This is a genomic window from Hymenobacter nitidus, from assembly GCF_020447315.1.
GTDB lineage: Bacteria > Bacteroidota > Bacteroidia > Cytophagales > Hymenobacteraceae > Hymenobacter > Hymenobacter nitidus.
The window spans coordinates 125,346-141,650 of record NZ_JAJADQ010000002.1 but is presented as its reverse complement, the minus strand read 5'-3'; the positions used below and the strand labels follow the sequence as shown (position 1 = coordinate 141,650).

General features: G+C 62.8%; 16 protein-coding genes. 9 read left to right on the top strand and 7 right to left on the bottom strand.

What is annotated here, in order from left to right:
- Positions 1-70 precede the first annotated feature (70 nt).
- Positions 71-925, bottom strand: a complete 855-nt coding sequence (locus LGH70_RS03920; RefSeq protein WP_226182912.1) for a hypothetical protein — start codon at positions 923-925, stop codon at positions 71-73.
- A 367-nt stretch (positions 926-1,292) separates the two neighbouring features.
- Between LGH70_RS03920 and LGH70_RS03915 the strand changes: the two genes are divergently transcribed.
- Positions 1,293-2,780 (top strand): APC family permease, encoded by a 1,488-nt coding sequence (locus tag LGH70_RS03915; RefSeq protein ID WP_226182910.1) that lies wholly within the window; start codon positions 1,293-1,295, stop codon positions 2,778-2,780.
- A 73-nt stretch (positions 2,781-2,853) separates the two neighbouring features.
- Here LGH70_RS03915 and LGH70_RS03910 read toward each other — a convergent pair whose 3' ends face one another.
- A complete protein-coding gene (locus LGH70_RS03910) occupies positions 2,854-3,546 on the bottom strand; it encodes a carboxypeptidase-like regulatory domain-containing protein (RefSeq protein WP_226182908.1) in 693 nt (230 codons plus the stop codon).
- Between the two features lie 326 nt (positions 3,547-3,872).
- Entirely contained in the window at positions 3,873-4,250 is a 378-nt protein-coding gene (locus LGH70_RS03905) for a hypothetical protein (protein WP_226182906.1), read from the bottom strand.
- Positions 4,251-4,446: 196 nt separating this feature from the next.
- Between LGH70_RS03905 and LGH70_RS03900 the strand changes: the two genes are divergently transcribed.
- From LGH70_RS03900 to LGH70_RS03885, 4 genes are all read left to right on the top strand, one after another.
- Positions 4,447-5,775 (top strand): NAD(P)/FAD-dependent oxidoreductase, encoded by a 1,329-nt coding sequence (locus tag LGH70_RS03900; RefSeq protein ID WP_226182905.1) that lies wholly within the window; start codon positions 4,447-4,449, stop codon positions 5,773-5,775.
- Positions 5,776-5,885: 110 nt separating this feature from the next.
- On the top strand, positions 5,886-6,113 hold the full coding sequence (locus LGH70_RS03895) for a hypothetical protein (protein ID WP_226182904.1): 228 nt from the start codon (positions 5,886-5,888) through the stop codon (positions 6,111-6,113).
- A gap of 115 nt (positions 6,114-6,228) precedes the next feature.
- Positions 6,229-7,617, top strand: coding sequence for a 4Fe-4S binding protein (locus LGH70_RS03890; protein ID WP_226182902.1), 1,389 nt, complete (start codon positions 6,229-6,231; stop codon positions 7,615-7,617).
- 5 nt (positions 7,618-7,622) lie between these two features.
- The gene (locus LGH70_RS03885; RefSeq protein WP_226182900.1) at positions 7,623-8,825 is read left to right on the top strand and encodes a formylglycine-generating enzyme family protein; all 1,203 of its coding nucleotides are present in this window, start codon (positions 7,623-7,625) and stop codon (positions 8,823-8,825) included.
- A gap of 14 nt (positions 8,826-8,839) precedes the next feature.
- On the opposite strand, the gene LGH70_RS03880 is transcribed toward LGH70_RS03885, so the two are convergent.
- The gene (locus tag LGH70_RS03880) at positions 8,840-9,829 is read right to left on the bottom strand and encodes an alpha/beta fold hydrolase (RefSeq protein ID WP_226182898.1); all 990 of its coding nucleotides are present in this window, start codon (positions 9,827-9,829) and stop codon (positions 8,840-8,842) included.
- Positions 9,830-10,125: 296 nt separating this feature from the next.
- On the opposite strand from LGH70_RS03880, the gene LGH70_RS03875 reads away from it, so the two are divergent.
- The gene (locus LGH70_RS03875) at positions 10,126-10,449 is read left to right on the top strand and encodes a TfoX/Sxy family protein (protein ID WP_226182896.1); all 324 of its coding nucleotides are present in this window, start codon (positions 10,126-10,128) and stop codon (positions 10,447-10,449) included.
- 71 nt (positions 10,450-10,520) lie between these two features.
- Here LGH70_RS03875 and LGH70_RS03870 read toward each other — a convergent pair whose 3' ends face one another.
- Both LGH70_RS03870 and LGH70_RS03865 read right to left on the bottom strand, forming a co-directional pair.
- Entirely contained in the window at positions 10,521-11,090 is a 570-nt protein-coding gene (locus LGH70_RS03870; RefSeq protein ID WP_226182894.1) for a hypothetical protein, read from the bottom strand.
- 36 nt (positions 11,091-11,126) lie between these two features.
- A complete protein-coding gene (locus LGH70_RS03865; protein WP_226182892.1) occupies positions 11,127-11,594 on the bottom strand; it encodes a peroxiredoxin in 468 nt (155 codons plus the stop codon).
- A 196-nt stretch (positions 11,595-11,790) separates the two neighbouring features.
- Here LGH70_RS03865 and LGH70_RS03860 point away from each other — a divergent pair, with 196 nt between their 5' ends.
- From LGH70_RS03860 to LGH70_RS03850, 3 genes are read left to right on the top strand one after another with little or no spacing between them, the layout of a single operon-like run.
- Positions 11,791-12,501 (top strand): glycosyltransferase family 2 protein, encoded by a 711-nt coding sequence (locus tag LGH70_RS03860; RefSeq protein WP_226182890.1) that lies wholly within the window; start codon positions 11,791-11,793, stop codon positions 12,499-12,501.
- 50 nt (positions 12,502-12,551) lie between these two features.
- Positions 12,552-14,021 (top strand): cellulose synthase family protein, encoded by a 1,470-nt coding sequence (locus tag LGH70_RS03855; RefSeq protein ID WP_226182888.1) that lies wholly within the window; start codon positions 12,552-12,554, stop codon positions 14,019-14,021.
- Positions 14,018-15,355 carry an MptA/MptB family glycosyltransferase gene (locus LGH70_RS03850; protein WP_226182886.1) on the top strand — a complete coding sequence of 446 codons (1,338 nt, stop codon included), beginning with the start codon at positions 14,018-14,020 and terminating at the stop codon, positions 15,353-15,355. The genes LGH70_RS03855 and LGH70_RS03850 overlap by 4 nt, the downstream gene beginning before the upstream one ends.
- On the opposite strand, the gene LGH70_RS03845 is transcribed toward LGH70_RS03850, so the two are convergent.
- Positions 15,352-16,257, bottom strand: coding sequence for a hypothetical protein (locus LGH70_RS03845; RefSeq protein ID WP_226182884.1), 906 nt, complete (start codon positions 16,255-16,257; stop codon positions 15,352-15,354). The two genes, LGH70_RS03850 and LGH70_RS03845, sit on opposite strands and share 4 nt — an antisense overlap.
- Positions 16,258-16,305 lie beyond the last annotated feature (48 nt).

Below are 16,305 nucleotides of genomic sequence, written 5' to 3'. Positions count from 1 at the left end.
AAAAATCTGCTTCGGCCTATCTTTTTGCCTGAGGAGCTTAGTACCCGTTACTTGTCCTGCTTCTGAAATTTTAGCGCTTGACGCACACGTAGATGTAGTCGCCGCCGGCCCCTTTGTTTAGGTCGACGCCTACTTTTTCCCAGCCGGCCGGGGGCTGCTGCGAAGCATTGCGGCTGGAGAGCACGCCCACTTCCCGGATTGGTGCTCCGTAGCCCGAGTAGGCTGATATATACGAGTAAATATAGTCGCCGCCCGCGCCGTCGTTCAGGTCCAGCTCCTGTACCGAGGGCACATCGTCGCCGGTATTCCGGCCGTACCACAGCTGCCCATGGCCCGCGGGCACGTTGGGACGCCCCAGGTTGCGCGCCAGAATGCTAATCAGCGTCAGGGGATAGGCCTCCGAATACCGCGCGGCACTGGCGTCGCGGGTGAAGGTGAAGTAAATATATTCGCCGCCCGCCCCTTTATTGAGGTCGGAGTTCAGGCGGATATAGCCCGGAAACTGCCAGCTCGACCAGTTGTCCGTCACGAGCTTCATATCCAGAATGTAGCCATTGGGATTGGCGACACTGGCCCCCTGATTTTCGCTGCTGACGAAGGTATAGGGCACCACGTAGACACCGCCCCCGCCGCCGCAACCGTCGCAGGGCTCTTCAGGCTGCACATACTTCGCGCCCACGGTAGCACCGCTCGGGCTGGCTTTGCGCAGGGGCTCACGCTTGGGGCGCACGGGGCGCGGGCTGCCGTCACTGGCCACCCAGGTGGTTTTGCTGACATACTGACCGAAGTCGTCGAGGCGCTTGCCGGCGGCCACATCGGCCTTGAACTCGTCCCAGCTGATAGCCTGGGCCGCCTCGCGGGCACTGCGGGCCGCGGGCGCAATTTGCTGGCTATCTTCTTTGCCGCAGCCATACAGGCCAGCCAAAGCTCCCACAACCAAGACCGAAATACTGAAACGGGTTTTCCTGAATTGAATAAACATCTGTAATACAGTTAAATGAATAAAGAATACGCACACTTAAATTGAACAGCTGGCCGCGGAGCGGAGGCCAGCTCAGGCAACGTAACTTCTCAGGCCGTCAAAAGTAGACCTGCTCGGGCGGCACGCAAGAACTAGTACACCAACAAGGGTTTTGGCAGGATTAACACGCTGTTGCGCTACGCTTCTGCTTCCGGGCTGGCTTGAGGCCCCGCACGACACCCGCGCCCGGTGGCAGCGGGCCTACTGCCCAGTTGCACGAAGCGGGCTTTTCTTTTCTATCTTCCGGCCCCCAAATTCTGATTTCAGCTTTATGCCCGAACAACAAGGCCACTTTCAGCGCGCCATTACCCTTTTCGACGCCGTCATGATTGTGACCGGCAGCATGATTGGCTCCGGTATCTTCATCGTCTCCGCCGACATCTCGCGCCAGGTGGGCTCCAGCGGCTGGCTGCTGGTGGTGTGGCTGCTCACGGGCGTCATTACCCTGGCCGGGGCCGTGAGCTATGGGGAGCTGGCCTCCATGTTTCCCAAAGTGGGCGGGCAGTATGTGTACCTGCGCGAAGCCTACAACAAGCTGGTGGCGTTTCTCTACGGCTGGACGCTGTTTTTGGTGATTCAAACCGGCGTTATTGCCGCCGTGGGCGTGGCCTTCGCCAAGTTCACCGGCGTGCTCATTCCCTGGTTTAGCGTCAAGAACGTGCTGTTTAAAACCGGCCCCCTGATCGGCGACTACGTGTTTGAGTTCAGCAGTGTGCAGCTGCTGGCCATTCTGCTCATTATTGGCATTACGGCCATCAACGCCCGGGGCGTGCGGGCCGGCAAGCTGATTCAGAACGTGCTCAGCAGTACCAAGCTCGTGGCCCTGGCCCTGCTCATCCTCGGGGGCCTGGCCCTGGGCCTGAACGCGGAGGCCGTGCAGGCCAACTTTGCCGATATGTGGACGGCCGTGCGCTTTCCCGCGCCCGGCGTGTCGGCCAGCCCGCTGCCCCTGGGCCTGAGCGGGCTAGTGGTTGCCATCGGCATGGCCATGACCGGCTCCCTGTTTTCCTCCGATTCCTGGAACAACATTGGCTTCGCGGGCGAGGAAATCGTGAACCCCGAACGCACGCTGGTGCGCAGCATGGCCATCGGCACGGCCATCGTCACGGCCCTCTACATTCTGGTAAACGTGGTGTATTTGCTGGCCCTGCCCCTGGTAGGCTCGCCCGAGGCCACCACCATAGCTGGCCGCGGCATTCAGTACGCCACCGACGACCGGGTGGCAACGGCCGTAGCCGAACACGTGCTGGGTCCGGCCGGCGCCGTGGTTATGGCCGTGCTCATTATGCTCAGCACGTTCGGGGCCAACAACGGCATCATTCTGTCGGGTGCTCGGGCCTACTACGCCATGGCCAAGGACGGCCTGTTCTTCTCGGGTCTGGCCCGTTTGAATGCGGCGGGGGTGCCAAGCCGGGCACTGTGGGCCCAGTGCCTGTGGGCCTGCCTGCTGTGCCTCAGCGGCTCCTACGGACAGCTGCTCAACTACGTCATGTTCTCCGTGATTCTGTTTTACGTCATCACCATCATCGGCATTTTCGTGCTGCGCCGCACCCGCCCCGATGCCCCCCGCCCCTACCGGGCCTGGGGCTACCCCGTGCTGCCGATTATCTACGTAGTGCTGGCGTCGGTTTTCTGCCTGATCCTGCTGGTGGCCGAAGACACGGCCCTGTTCTCGCGCCGCGGCCTGATGCTGGTGGCCCTGGGCATTCCGGTGTACTTCCTCTTCGGCAAGCGCTTCGCCAACACCCTGAAGGAGTAGTGCCCGGCATAAGCTGCACAAAAAAAGGCCACCCGAAACCGGGTGGCCTTTTTTGATGAGGGTATTTGAACTCTTACCGGCGGCGGCGACGGGCACCTTCGGCCGGCGTCAGGGTCACGTTGAGGGGCTGCCCACCTTTAGCGCGCATTTCCTGGTCGTCGTAGCCGCCGTAGCCATACACCAGCGTGTTGTCGCCGGCGGGTACTTCGAGGCTGTAGTTGCCGTTGGCATCGGTGCCGGTGCCCTTGCGCGAGCCTTTCACCAGCACGGTAGCCCCAGCCAGCGGCCGGCCGTTCTCGTCCAGAATCCGGCCGGAGAGCGTTACCGTGGCAGGTTCGGCGGGAGCGGCGGGGGCCGCTGCTACTTCCGGCTCGGGCGCCGCCTCGGGCAGCACCGTGGCTGCTACGGGGGCGGGCTGGGCGGCCGCGGCCGCGGCAGTTGTCGGGCGCGCAACGGGCCGGGCGGCTACCGTAGCGGTAGTCGTGGGGGTAGCGGCCACAGCGGCGGCTTCATCGGCGGGCTTCTCCTCCGCGGGGCGGCTGCCCGTCACGGTGGCGTCGCCGAGCAGAATGGAGGGCATCACGCTGGAAATAGCGGATTTGGCAGTTTTAGCCGGCACAAAAGCGTAGCCTAAGCCGGCAAACAACACGATAGCGCCCACGATTATTGCCAGCCGGCCATTGCCCGACGAGAGTTCGTCCTCCTCACTGGCCAGCAGCGTGGCTTCGTCGTTTTCTGGTTCAGTAACTGGGGTAGAAGTGCTCATAGATGTGAAAAGTGGTGGGTTTAAAACAAGAAGTTCGGGCAAACCGCTCTAAAGCAGCCAAGCAACTCCTTCAACGAGGACTTTTCCTGGTGGCTTTAATTCGGGTTTCTAAAGATATATAAATAGTCATACAACTGCCTAACATTTTGGCAACCTGCCGCTGCATTTCTCCGTAGCGCCGGCAGCACCCTGACCAGAAGGCATTTACCCAGCTGAATCGGGCAGCCTGTTCACCAGTCCGGAATGGTAAGCTCAACCGCGCCCCGGACAAGCACGAAAAAGCCCCGCTCGAATCCGGGCGGGGCTTTTTAGTTGCCAGAGGCAGGCTAGTCGCGGGGGGTGCGGGGAGGGCCGCTGGGCTCCTTCTCGCCGAATTTCTGCTCCCGGGTCCGGATGTCCATGTCCTTCTCGTAGCTGCCTTCGTTCTCAAAACCGGGGCCCTGGGCCTGCTCGCCGGCGCCATGGTGGTCGTTGGCGCCGTGGGGCGTCAGGTCGTCGCCGCCGATGTGCAGGTTTTCGAGCTGGTCTTTCTGGTTGCTGCGCTGGGTGTAACCGTTGGCGCCCATGTTGCGGTGGGCCGAGGGGTCGTCGGAAGCCTTGCCGTTGCTTTCGCCTTCCTTGTACTCGCGCTCTTTTTCGAGGCCTTCGTTTTTGCTGATACCGGCCTCGCCGGTGATTTTCTCGTTTTCGTTATCGATAGCCATGATGGTGGGTGCTTAGGTTGAAACCGTGGGGTGTTCTATCTGCTTACGCACCAGCGGCGGCGAGGTTGGCCGCCGCTAAGCCCAGCGAGCAGGATATTGGGTGCCGGAAGCGGCCCGCGCCCAACCGGATTGTGGAGCTTCCGGGCTACCTTTGTTTTCGGCTCCTCTCCCATCGTTTTCGCGCTTTTCCCTTCGCATGCGCCTTCTCATTATTGGTAATGGCATTACGGGCGTTACGGCGGCCCTGACCGTGCGGCGCCTGCGGCCCGAGGCCCAGATCACCCTGGTTTCCGAGGAGAGCGAGCATCACTACTCCCGCACGGCCCTGATGTACGTGTACATGGGCCACATGCGCTACCAGAATATCAAGCCCTACGAAGACTGGTTCTGGCGCGAAAACCGCCTGACGCTGGTGCACGCCACCGCTACCCACCTCGATGCCGCCCGCCAGCACGTAACGCTGCACGACGGCCAGCAGCTAGGCTACGACAAGCTGCTGCTGGCCACCGGCTCGGTGAGCCGCGCCGCCGACTGGCCCGGGCAGCACCTGCGGGGCGTGCAGGGCCTCTACGGCCTCCCCGATTTGGCCCGTATGGAGCAAAGCACGCGCGGCATCGAACACGGCGTGGTGGTGGGCGGTGGCCTGATTGGGGTGGAGCTGGCCGAAATGCTGCACTCGCGCGGCATCGGGGCCACGGTGCTGGTGCGCGACGCGCACTACTGGGGCTCGGTGCTGCCGCCTGCCGAGGCCCGCCTGGTCGATCAGCAGTTCGAGGAAAACCACGTGGCCGTGCGCTACCAGACCGAGCTGGCCGAAATTCTGGGCGACGCGGCGGGCCAGGTGCGGGCCGTGCGCACCACCGCCGGCGACGAAATTGCCTGCCAGTGGGTGGGGCTGGCCACGGGCGTAACGCCCAACCTGACCCTGGCCAACACCTCGGCGGTAGAAACCGACCGGGGCATTCTGGTGGATGAGCTGCTGCAAACCAGCGTGCCCCTCGTGTACGCGGCCGGCGACTGTGCCCAGCACCGCCAGCCGGCCCACGGCGAAGTGCCCATCGAGCAGCTCTGGTACACGGGCCGCATGCAGGGTGAAACCGTGGCCCACACCATCTGCGGTACGCCCACGCCCTACCGGCGCGGCGTGTGGTTCAACTCGGCCAAGTTTTTCAACCTCGAATACCAGACCTACGGCCGCGTGCCCGCCCGGCCCGAAGCTGGCATCGACACGTTTTACTGGGAACACGCCAGCGGCCGGCAGGGCCTGCGCATCAACTTTCGTAGCGCGCCAGGGTTTGCCGTTACGGGCTTCAACGCTCTGGGGCTGCGGCTGCGCCAGGCCGTGTGCGAAACCTGGATTACGGCCCAAACGCCAATTCAGGAAGTAATGTCCCACCTGGGCGCGGCCAACTTCGACCCCGAGTTTTACCGTCAGCACGAAGCGGATATGGTGGCGCAGTTCAACCGGCAGTTTCCGCAGCATGCTACCGTGCTGCGGCACCGCAAAGGCCTTTTCTTTCGTTAAAGCGGCATTGGGATATGCTCCCGGCCTCGAACTTCTTCGTCCGCTTGCTGAATCATTCCGGCGGCTGACAACTTTTAGTACTTCTGCCTTTTCTTCTTTCCCGTTTCCCGATGGATTTCACTAAGCTCTACCGTCCCAGCGCCCTGAACAGCTACCAGTTTATTGCCGTCACGGGCCTGATTATGAGCGGGGCGGCCCACCTGATTCTGCACTATTTCGTGCACCGCACGCCCGAGGGCTTCCGCTGGCTGTATTTGTGCTGGGCGGCCCTTTACGTGGTAGGCTCCCTGCTGAACCTGTTTGGCAAGCCGAGCGAAGAACACCATCACCACCACTAACAGATAGTGCTATATTAATAGTAAGGAGCAGCCATAGGTGACCACGAATGGAAACCTTATATTTCTGCTCTGCTTCTGCCCTGCTCCCGCTCGCCCAACCCGCCTTCTTTCGCTCATGTCTTTCTCTTCCGCGGCTGCGCCCAGCCTGGCTTTGGCACAGCCGCCCCTTGCCGATATTTCACCCGCCGAGAAGGCCACGCTGGCGGCCGTCGGGCTGGGGCTGCTGGCCTTGCTGGTGGCTGCTTTCGATGCCGATGCCTGGCGGGCCCGCCTTAGCCTGTACGCGGCCCTTGCCCTGATCAGCGGGGGCACACTGGCCTGGAGTTGGCTGAAGTTTGGCCGCCGGCCGGCCGGCGTGCAGCAAAATAACCTGTGGTGGCGCAGCAGCACCAGCCGCGGGGCCGTAGCCTGGGTAACGGCCGTGGTGCTGACCGGCTTTTACGTGCTGCTCTACTGGTACAGCTCCCCCGACGAGCAGGGCAACTTCGGTCTGCTCAACGGCCTAGTGCACGCTCTCGACCCGTTCAGCCAGGCGCTGCGGGCCCGCCCCGCCGACCAGTGGTTTTTGTACGGCACCTTCTACACGCTGGCCATTCTGCTGATGGGCGGCCGGGCCCTGTGGAAATACCGCCACTCGCGCTACCAGCTTATCCGGACCTTCTCGGTGATGTTCTTCCAGCTGGGCTTTGCTTTTCTGCTGCCCGGCATCCTGCAGTTTTTCCAGCAGCCCGAGTTCTATTTCACCTATTTCTGGCCCCTGAAATACGACTACCTCTTGCCCGGCACCGTGGACTACCTGGTGCAGAACGGACAGGCGCTGGGCGTGTTCATGGTGTTCTGGGGCGCGGTAATGTCGTTGCTGGCCACGCCGGTGCTCACCTATTTCTACGGCAAGCGCTGGTACTGCTCCTGGGTGTGCGGCTGCGGCGGCCTGGCCGAAACCGCCGGTGACCCTTACCGCCAGCTTTCCGACAAAAGCCGCGCGGCCTGGCGCTGGGAAGTACGCCTGATTTACCCGATTTTGGGCCTGATTATCCTCGTAACGGTGGTCATGTGGCTGAACTACGTGCTGCAGGGCGCCATTCTGGGCAGCCTGGCCGATGGGCTCTACCGCTTCTACGGCTTCGTAATTGGAGCCGTGTTTTCGGGGGTTGTCGGGGTGGGGTTCTACCCGCTGATGGGCAGCCGGGTGTGGTGCCGTTTTGGGTGCCCGATGGCGGCCTACCTGGGGCTGCTGCAGAAGCACTTTTCCCGCTTCCGCATCACCACCAACGGTGGGCAGTGCATCAGCTGCGGCAATTGCTCGAACGTCTGCGAAATGGGCATCGACGTGAAGCAGTACGCCCAGCGTGGCGAGCCAATTATCCGGGCCTCGTGCGTGGGCTGCGGCCTGTGCAGCACGGCCTGCCCGCGCGGGGTGCTCAACCTGGAAAACGGCCCGCGCGAGGGCCGCTACCAGGCTTCTTCGCTTATTCACGCAGATAGTCTGCGCATACTATCGTAGCTGCTATGCGCCTCGCCGGTTGTTGTCGGTTTCTGGTTGTGCTGGTCGTGAGCGGGCTTTCGGCCTGCCAGACGGCCTTCGTCCGCTATGAGTTTCCGGTGCGTAGCGGCACGCCAACCAGTGCGCGGCCGGGCACCCACAGCGCCCAGACCGGCGTACCCATCCGCCCCTGGAGCCCCAGGCCGGATTTTTTGGCAGCGGAGCCGGACGACGAGCCAGCGCCAGGCCAAGCCGCAGCGGCTTGGCCACCTCCCGCCCCGTTTCGGGGGTTTTCCGATGCCCGCGTGGTAGGCCTGCGCTTTGCCGCCGATACGGCCACCGTGGCCCTGGCCCGCTTGCGCGCCCTGCCCCAGCCCAGCCCCAAGATTCAGCGGGCCGAGGACGAAGGCGTGCTACCGCCCGGCGTGGTCTGGATTGGGGACCGGTTTCAGATGGACGAGGTGGAAGTGCCCAACGTGGAGTGGCAGACGTTTCTGCATAGCCTGGACAAAACCAAGTCGGCTGCGGAAATCAAGCTGTATTTGCCTGATTCGACGGTGCAGCCTGTGCGCGGCTACTTCACCAATCCGTTTTACCGGCTCTACCCCGTAGTGGGCATTAGCTACGAGCAGGTGCTGGAATACTGCCGCTGGCGCAGCCGCACCGTAACCAGGCTACTGAACGAAACCCGCGGCATCCGGAGCCCCCGCGACCCAAACTACGTGCGCGTGACCTACCGCCTGCCCACCGAGGCCGAGTGGGAGTTTGCGGCCCATTACGGCACCAAGCTGCCCTACGCCTACGAGGTATCGGTGGCCGAGGTGAATGTGAATCCCAAAGCGGCCGACTACCTGCGCCACCGCTCGGGCAGCCCCAACTCCCCGGCCCAGATCCGGCGCGACATTCAGGCCTTCAACCGCCAACGCCCGGAAATTGTGATGTTCAACTGCCGCCGCGAAGCACCCTATTTTCTGGCGGCTTCCACGCCCAGCTACGTCTACGATTTGCCGGTCAACGGCCTGGGCCTCTACCACATGACGGGCAACGTAGCCGAGCTGGTGCAGGAACAGGGCGTTACGAAGGGCGGCAGCTACCAGGACCGGCTGACCGAGTGTGCCATCCGGGAGTGCGGCTCCTACCAGGGCCCGGCGGCCCATATCGGCTTCCGCGCCGTCTGCGACATCGAGTTTCCCAACCAGGCCCCGCTGGCCACGTCGCGCAAACCCTAGGAACCGCTGCTGCTTTACTTCAGAAACGCCAGTAGCGCCTCCCGGAACCGGGCAAACGCCTCCAGGTGCGGAATGTGGCCCACTTTATCCAGCGCCACGAGCTTGGCCCCTTTGATCTGGGTGGCCGTGCGCCGGCCCAGTTCGGGGTATTGGCCCATGCGGCCCAGCACGCCAGGGTCTTTTATCAGGCCCTTGCCCACCACCGTACGGTCGTCCTGGCCGATGATGAGCAGCGTGGGCGCCTGCACCCGGCTGAATTCGTAGCTGACCGGCTGCTGGTAAATCATGTCGAACGTCAGGGCGTTGGCACGGGCTACCGTGGCGAAGTCCGGGCTTTTGGTTTGGGCGGCCAGGGGCAGCAGCCACTGGTCGTGGGCCTTGGGGTAGCCGCCGGGGTAATAGGTAGCGTGGTATTTCCGGATGCTTTCTTCGGTGCTTTTGCGCTCGGTGGCTTCGGCTTGGTCGACGGTCTGAAATGGGACGCCCACGCGGTAGTCTTCCAGCCCAATCGGGTTTTCGAGCACCAGCTTTTCCGTGGCTTCCGGGTACATCAGGGCAAAGCGCGTGGCCAGCATTCCGCCCATGCTGTGGCCCACTACCACCGCCTTTTTCACCTGCAGCGTATCGAGCAGGTACTTGGTATTGCGGGCCAGCTGGTGAAACGAGTAGTGAATATCCGGCTTATCCGACTTGCCGAACCCAATCTGGTCGGGCACGACCACGCGGAAGCCAGCAGCCGTCAGGGCATGGACCGTTTCGCGCCAGTAGGCCCCGAAGAAGTTTTTGCCGTGGAGCAGTACCACGGTGCGGCCGTTGGCTTTGGCCGCGGCGGGCACGTCCATATACGCCATGCGCATGGCCTGGCCCTCCAGCTTCAGGGGCAGATACCGGACCGGAAATGGGTATTCGTAGCCGTCGAGCGTGGCGTTGAGGACGGTGTTTTGGGCGGGGCTGAGGCGTGGGAGCAGCACGGCCAGCAGCAGAATAGACAGGAGACGGAACATTGAAAAGCAGTTGAATAAAGTGCCTGTGGTTACGCAGAAACGCCCCCAATGGCTACCTTACCTGGCCCAATCCACGCAGCTTACGCTAGGCGCTGCCGCACCTCCGCCTGGTAATCATGCATCAAATCGGTGTCCGGAGCCAGCCCGCCGGCCCGGTTGAAGTGCTGCCGGTGGTAGCCGGTGCAAACGGAGGAGGCAGCCCGTTACCGTTCTAAAAACGACCTTTGCCACGAAGGCTATTGGGTATCTAGTGGCCTTCCGTACAACCTAGCGCGTAATGTAAATTGCTTTGTCTAATGGCCTCAGATCAAAAATTTGTCGACTTTATACTGGATCAGCTGGATGCAGCAGGACAGGTCAGCTCCAAAAAAATGTTTGGAGAATACGGTCTGTATTGGGAGCAGAAGTTATTTGCGCTTGTGTGCGACAACAAACTATACCTCAAGCCCACCGTATTGGGGCGGGCCTATTTGCATGAGGCTGTGGAAGCGGCGCCCTACCCAGGAGCAAAACCGAGCTTTTTAATCGAGGAGGGGCTGGAAGACCGTGAATGGCTGCAAAAGCTAGTCAGTCTCACGGTTGAAGAATTGCCCCAACCCAGGCCAAAAAAACAGAAGTAGCCGCCAGCGTAGGGGTACTATCCGGTCCGGGACATGCTCTGGCAGCCTATCTACTTGCAGGCCGGCATTTATCAACCCGCTGGCGGTTGGCTCAGCGCCCCCGGCTGCCGCAGCAGCAGCTCGATGGTGCGCGTGTCCTCATTGCTCCACATCACGCTGCGGATGCTGTCGACGTCCATTACGCTGTGGCCATCGGCTTCCCCAAACTGGGTGTACACTTCCAGCAGCAGTTCCTCTTCGGTGAGGCGGGCCACATAGCCGTAAAAGCTGGTTTCGGAGTGGGTTTCCAGCTGCAGCAGCTGGCGCGCCTGCCGGGCCCGCTCCAGCAGGGCCGGAATGGTCAGGTACGCATCGGCCAGACCGTCGGGCGCGGCCGGCAGGGCATACACCACTTCCGGATTATGCTCCTTAAACTCAATCAGGCGCACGTAGCGGTCATCGAAATGCACCTGGGTCACGGCCGCCATGCTGATAGTTTGCACGCTGGTCGGCAGGCCCTGGCGCGTAAGGGTGCGCAACACCAGCAGCTCGGGGTTGTGGCTGAGCACGTAGCCCAGAAACATGGGCCCGCCGGTCTGGATGGCCACCACGCGGCGGCTGCGCTGGGCCCGCTCCAGCATATCGGTCAATAAAGCTCCCATTCAGTCGTATTTCGTGTTTTTCTACTCTAATTGCGGCTACCTGGGTTGTTGCGCCAAATCGGCCAGTACTTCCTTGGCGGTGCTGACGTGGTCGGTGGCCCGGTTCATGGAGTTGAAGATATACTGGATAACCCCGTTTTTGTCGATGACGAAGGTAACGCGGCCGGGCAAGATGCCGAGCAGGGCGCGGGGTACGGCATAGAGCCGGCGCACCCGGGCGCCCACGTCGGCCAGCAGCGGAAACGGCAGGCGGTGCTTCTGGGTAAAGCGCTGGTGCGACAGTTCCGTGTCGGAGCTGATGCCTACCACCTCGGCGCCCAGGTCCTGAAAATCCTCGTACTGGTCGCGGAACGAGCAGGCCTCGGCCGTGCAGCCGGGCGTGTCGTCCTTGGGGTAGAAATAGAGCACAATGCTGCGCTTGCTGCGCTGCTCGGAAAGGCGGAACGTGTCGCCGGTAGTGGTTTTAAGGGTAAAATCGGGGGCTTGGTCACCTACTTGCAGCATATACTACGCGGTATGAGCGGGGAAGAAAACGGGGCTGAGAACTATTCGGCCGGCTTCAGGTTAGCACCTGAGCTGAACCGTTAAACGGATAACGGCGCCGATGGTGCATCTTTGCCGACGCATTGGGGCCTTTATGTACCCCGGATGCTGCCTCTTTTTTTGCTGGCGGGGTTTCTGCCGGCTTCTTTTTGCTTCCATGCCCGATTTGCCCCGCGCGCCGCGTATTCACGTCATCATCCCGGCCTACAACGAAGAAAAGTCCATCGGTCTGGTGCTGGCCGAAATTCCGGCGGGCTTGGTGCACGAGGTGATTGTGGTCGACAACAACTCCCGTGACAATACCGGCGCGGTAGCCCAGGCGGCCGGGGCCACGGTGCTGCGCGAAAACCGGCCCGGCTACGGCTCGGCCTGCCTCTGCGGCATGGCCTACAGCTACGGTCGGTCCGCCGCCGAGCAGCCCGACATTATCGTATTCCTGGACGGCGACCATTCCGACTACCCCGCCGATATGCCCGCCGTGCTGGCCCCGATTCTGCGCGGCGAGGCCGATATGGTCATTGGCTCCCGCGCTTTGGGCGAGCGGGAAAGCGGCTCGATGCTGCCCCAGCAAATCTTCGGCAACTGGCTGGCTACTACCCTGCTACGCCGCCTCTACAAGGTCCGCTACACCGACCTGGGTCCGTTCCGGGCCATTGGGGCCGAGGCCCTGCGCAATCTGGGCATGCAGGATACCACGTATGGCTGGACCGTGGAAATGCAGCTCAAGGCCGCCAAGCAGCGCCTGCGCACCCAGGAAGTACCCGTGCGCTACCGCCGCCGCATCGGCATTTCCAAGGTGTCGGGCACGGTGAAAGGCACGCTCGGGGCCGGCTACAAGATTTTGTGGACGATTTTTAAGTATTTGTAGCTCACCCCGGCCCCTGCTGTGTTGATTTGTTTGTTGCCCTGCTTCTGCCGATGAAAGAGCTGGAAATTCTGCTGCTGGTTCTCTACGGACTGTGCCTGCTCTTTATCCTGGGCTTTAGCCTCACCCAGTTTCACCTCACGCGCCTGGCCCGCCGCGCGTTTCGCCAGCCGGCCCCGGCCCTGCCGCCCGCCCCGGCGCAGTGGCCGCGCGTCACGGTGCAGCTGCCGCTCTACAACGAGGTGTTCGTAGTGGAGCGTATCATCACGGCCGCCGCCGGGCTCGACTACCCGCTCGACCGGCTTCACATTCAGGTGCTCGACGACTCCACCGACGAAACCGTGGCCCTGGCTGCTGCCGCCGTGGCGCGCTTCCGGGCCCGGGGCCTGGGCATCGACCACGTGCGGCGGCCCGGCCGGGAGGGCTACAAAGCCGGGGCCCTGGCCTACGGCCTGACGCAGACCCAAGGCGAGTTTATTGCCATTTTCGACGCCGACTTCGTGCCCGAACCCGACTTTCTGCGCCGCACCGTGCCGCACTTTACCCGGCCCGAAATCGGGGTGGTGCAAACCCGCTGGACCCACCTCAACGAAAACGACTCCTTGCTCACCCAGCTGCAGGCTTTCGGGCTGAACGCCCACTTTCTCATCGAGCAGGTGGGCCGCAACCTGGGCGGGCACTTCATCAACTTCAACGGAACCGGGGGCGTATGGCGGCGGCAGTGCATTGAGGACGCCGGCGGCTGGCACGCCGATACGCTCACCGAAGACCTCGACCTGAGCTACCGGGCCCAGCTGCGCCACTGGCAGTTTGTGTACTTGCCCCGCGTGCAGGCCCCGGCCGAGCTGCCCGCCGCCCTCGACGCGCTGAAGTCGCAGCAGTACCGCTGGACCAAGGGCGCCGCCGAAACGGCCCGCAAGCACCTGGCAGCCGTGCTGCGCTCGGGCCACAAGCCGAGCACCAAGCTGCACGCCGCGTTTCATCTGCTCAACAGCACCGTGTTTGTGGCAATTCTGCTCATGGCCCTGCTGAGCGTGCCGCTGGTGCTGATCCGGGAGTTTGTGCCCGAGTTCAAGCCGGTGTTCCGGCTGGCGTCGGTGTGCATTCTGGGGTTTGTGCCGCTTATCTACTACTTCTACACCGCCTGGCGCCTCGATCATCCAGATACGGCCTGGTGGCGGTTCGGGCCCCGGTTCGGGCTGTTCCTGGCCGTGTCGATGGGCCTTTCCCTGCACAACAGCCGGGCCGTGCTGGCCGGCCTGGGCCGGCAGCCCACGGCCTTCATCCGGACTCCCAAAAGCGGCTCGGGGCCGCAGCAAGGAGGCCCATCCGGGCGCTACCGCACCCGCAGCTTCAGCGCCCTGACCGTGCTGGAAGGCATGCTCACGCTGTATTTTGTGCTGGGACTGGGGCTGGGAATATACTTTGGCAATTACGGGCTGCTGCCCTTCCACACCCTGCTGGCACTGGGCTTCGGCCTGGTGTTCTACTACTCGGTGCGGCACAACCGCGCGGCGCTATGAAACCGGGGCGCGGCACGGCGGGGCAGCTGGTGGCTATTCTGGGCACTTTGAGTGCCTACGCGGCCCTCGCCTACGCCACGCCCCGGCCCTATTTTGGGCAGCTGCTGGCTTGCTACCTGCTGGCTTTTGCGGGCTACGCCTGGCTGCTGTGGCGGCCCCTGCCCCTGCGCTACGGCCTGCTGCTGGCCCTGGCCGGCCGCCTGCTGTGGTTGCCGGCCCTGCCCGCCCTCTCCGACGACTACCACCGCTTCCGCTGGGATGGGCAGCTGGTAGCCGAGGGACAAAACCCCTACCGGTACCGCCCCGCAGAAGTAAGGCAACAAATCGACCCTTCGACAGCGCCCGAGCATCGGGCCCTGCTTGCGCTGTATCCGCGGCTCAACTCGCCGCAGTACTACTCCGTGTACCCGCCCATCAGCCAGGCGGTTTTCGCGGTGGCCAGCCGGCTTTTTCCAACCAGTGAGCGGGGCTTTGTGCTGGTGCTGCGGCTGTGCATTATCCTGGCCGAAACGGCTACGGCCGGCCTGTTGCTGGTCCTGCTGCGGCGCTTCGAGCTGCCCCGGCAACGGGCTATGCTGTACTTGCTGAATCCGCTGATTATCGTGGAGCTTACCGGCAACCTGCACTTCGAGGCCCTGATGATCTGCGGCCTGCTGGCGGCGCTGTGGGCCTTTACCCACGGCCGCTGGGTGCTTTCGGCCCTGGCGCTGGCCGGGGCGGTGGCCACTAAGCTGCTGCCCCTGCTGCTGCTGCCGTTGCTGCTGCGCCGGCTGGGCGGGGCGCGTTTTCTGGGGTATTCGGCCGTTACAGGACTGGGCCTGCTGCTGCTGTTCGCGCCATTTCTGTCGGCAGAATTAGTGCAGAATCTAAGCCGTAGTCTGGATTTGTACTTCCACAAATTCGAGTTCAACGCCAGTATTTACTACCTGCTGCGCGCCCTGGGGTACTGGCAGACGGGCTACAACCAGATTGCCCGCCTGGGCACCCTGCTGGCCGTGGCCACCGGCAGCATCGTGGTGCTGCTGGCCCTCACCGAAAAGCGCCCAACCTGGGCCTCGCTGCCGCAGGCGCTACTCTTCACCCTCACCGGGTATTTTGCCCTGGCTACCACCGTGCACCCCTGGTACCTGACCACGCTGGTAGCCCTGAGTGTGTTCAGTTGCTACCGCTACGCCCTGGTGTGGTCGGCCGTGGTGCCGCTGTCCTACGCGGCCTACCAGACGGCGGCGTACGCGGAAAACCTCTGGCTCGTGGGGCTGGAATACGGTGTGGTGAGCGGCGTACTGCTCTGGGAACTCAGGAACAGGAACCCCAGGGCGGCCGAATTGGCTTAGTGCGTCCAGTAGGCGTAGCGCCGCACGCTTTTGAGCTGCAGGGTGCGCCCGTCCCAGGTAGTCTGGCGCAGCAGCACGTTCGGGTATTTACGGGCAAACCAGTACACGTTTTCTTTCTCCTCATCCAGCTGCACGCGCACTTGCCAGGCGGGTTCGGGCGTATCGGCGGCCGGCGCTGCCGTTACCTGCAGGCGCGCCCGGTAACTTACCGGGGCCGTGGCCTTGCTGGTTTGCTGCAGCTCCAGAATGGTGGCGGCTAAGGCGGGCGTCTTCTCGAAGCGTAGGGCGCGCAGGGTGTAGGGCAGGGCATCTTCCAACAGCACGTCGCGGCGCAGCTGGCGCTGCCCGGCTCCCTGAGTGTCCCAGTACGAGTTGTAGGTTTCCGTGTACTGGTCGCCCTCGTCGGTAATGGCTTTGAAAGTAGTGCCGCACCATTCCTGCGACGAACTGGTGAGCTTGTGCAGGCTGATGGGCTGGTCGCGGCGGAAAAAAAGGGACGTCAGGAAGTGATACGGGTACTGGTCGGTCGGAATGCGGCAAAACTGGTTGACCTTGAGCACCGGGAACATGTCGGCACGCTGGTAGGTGTCGGTCTTGACGTTGAACTCCTGGTTGAATTCTTCCTTAACCGTTATCTGGGTGTACTCGAATTGCCGTGGCTTATTATAAATCACCCGCTCGGCCTCATACACCGCTACTTCGGCCAGCCCATCCTCCCAGAGCTTGTCCATGGCCCACTGGGTATTGAAGTACACATCCAGACTGCTCAGAGCGTTGGCCGACGAGGCCGACACGCGCCCGTCAGGTCGTTTTTCACCATCCTCGGCCGTGCAGGCAGTCAGGCCAAGCCCCAGGGCCAGCAGCGGCACAACTGCCAAAACACAACGAGAGGAAGCAGACATAGGGGCGGGTGAAGCTGAACAGGCGCTAAAGTACGAGCAAATAGCCGC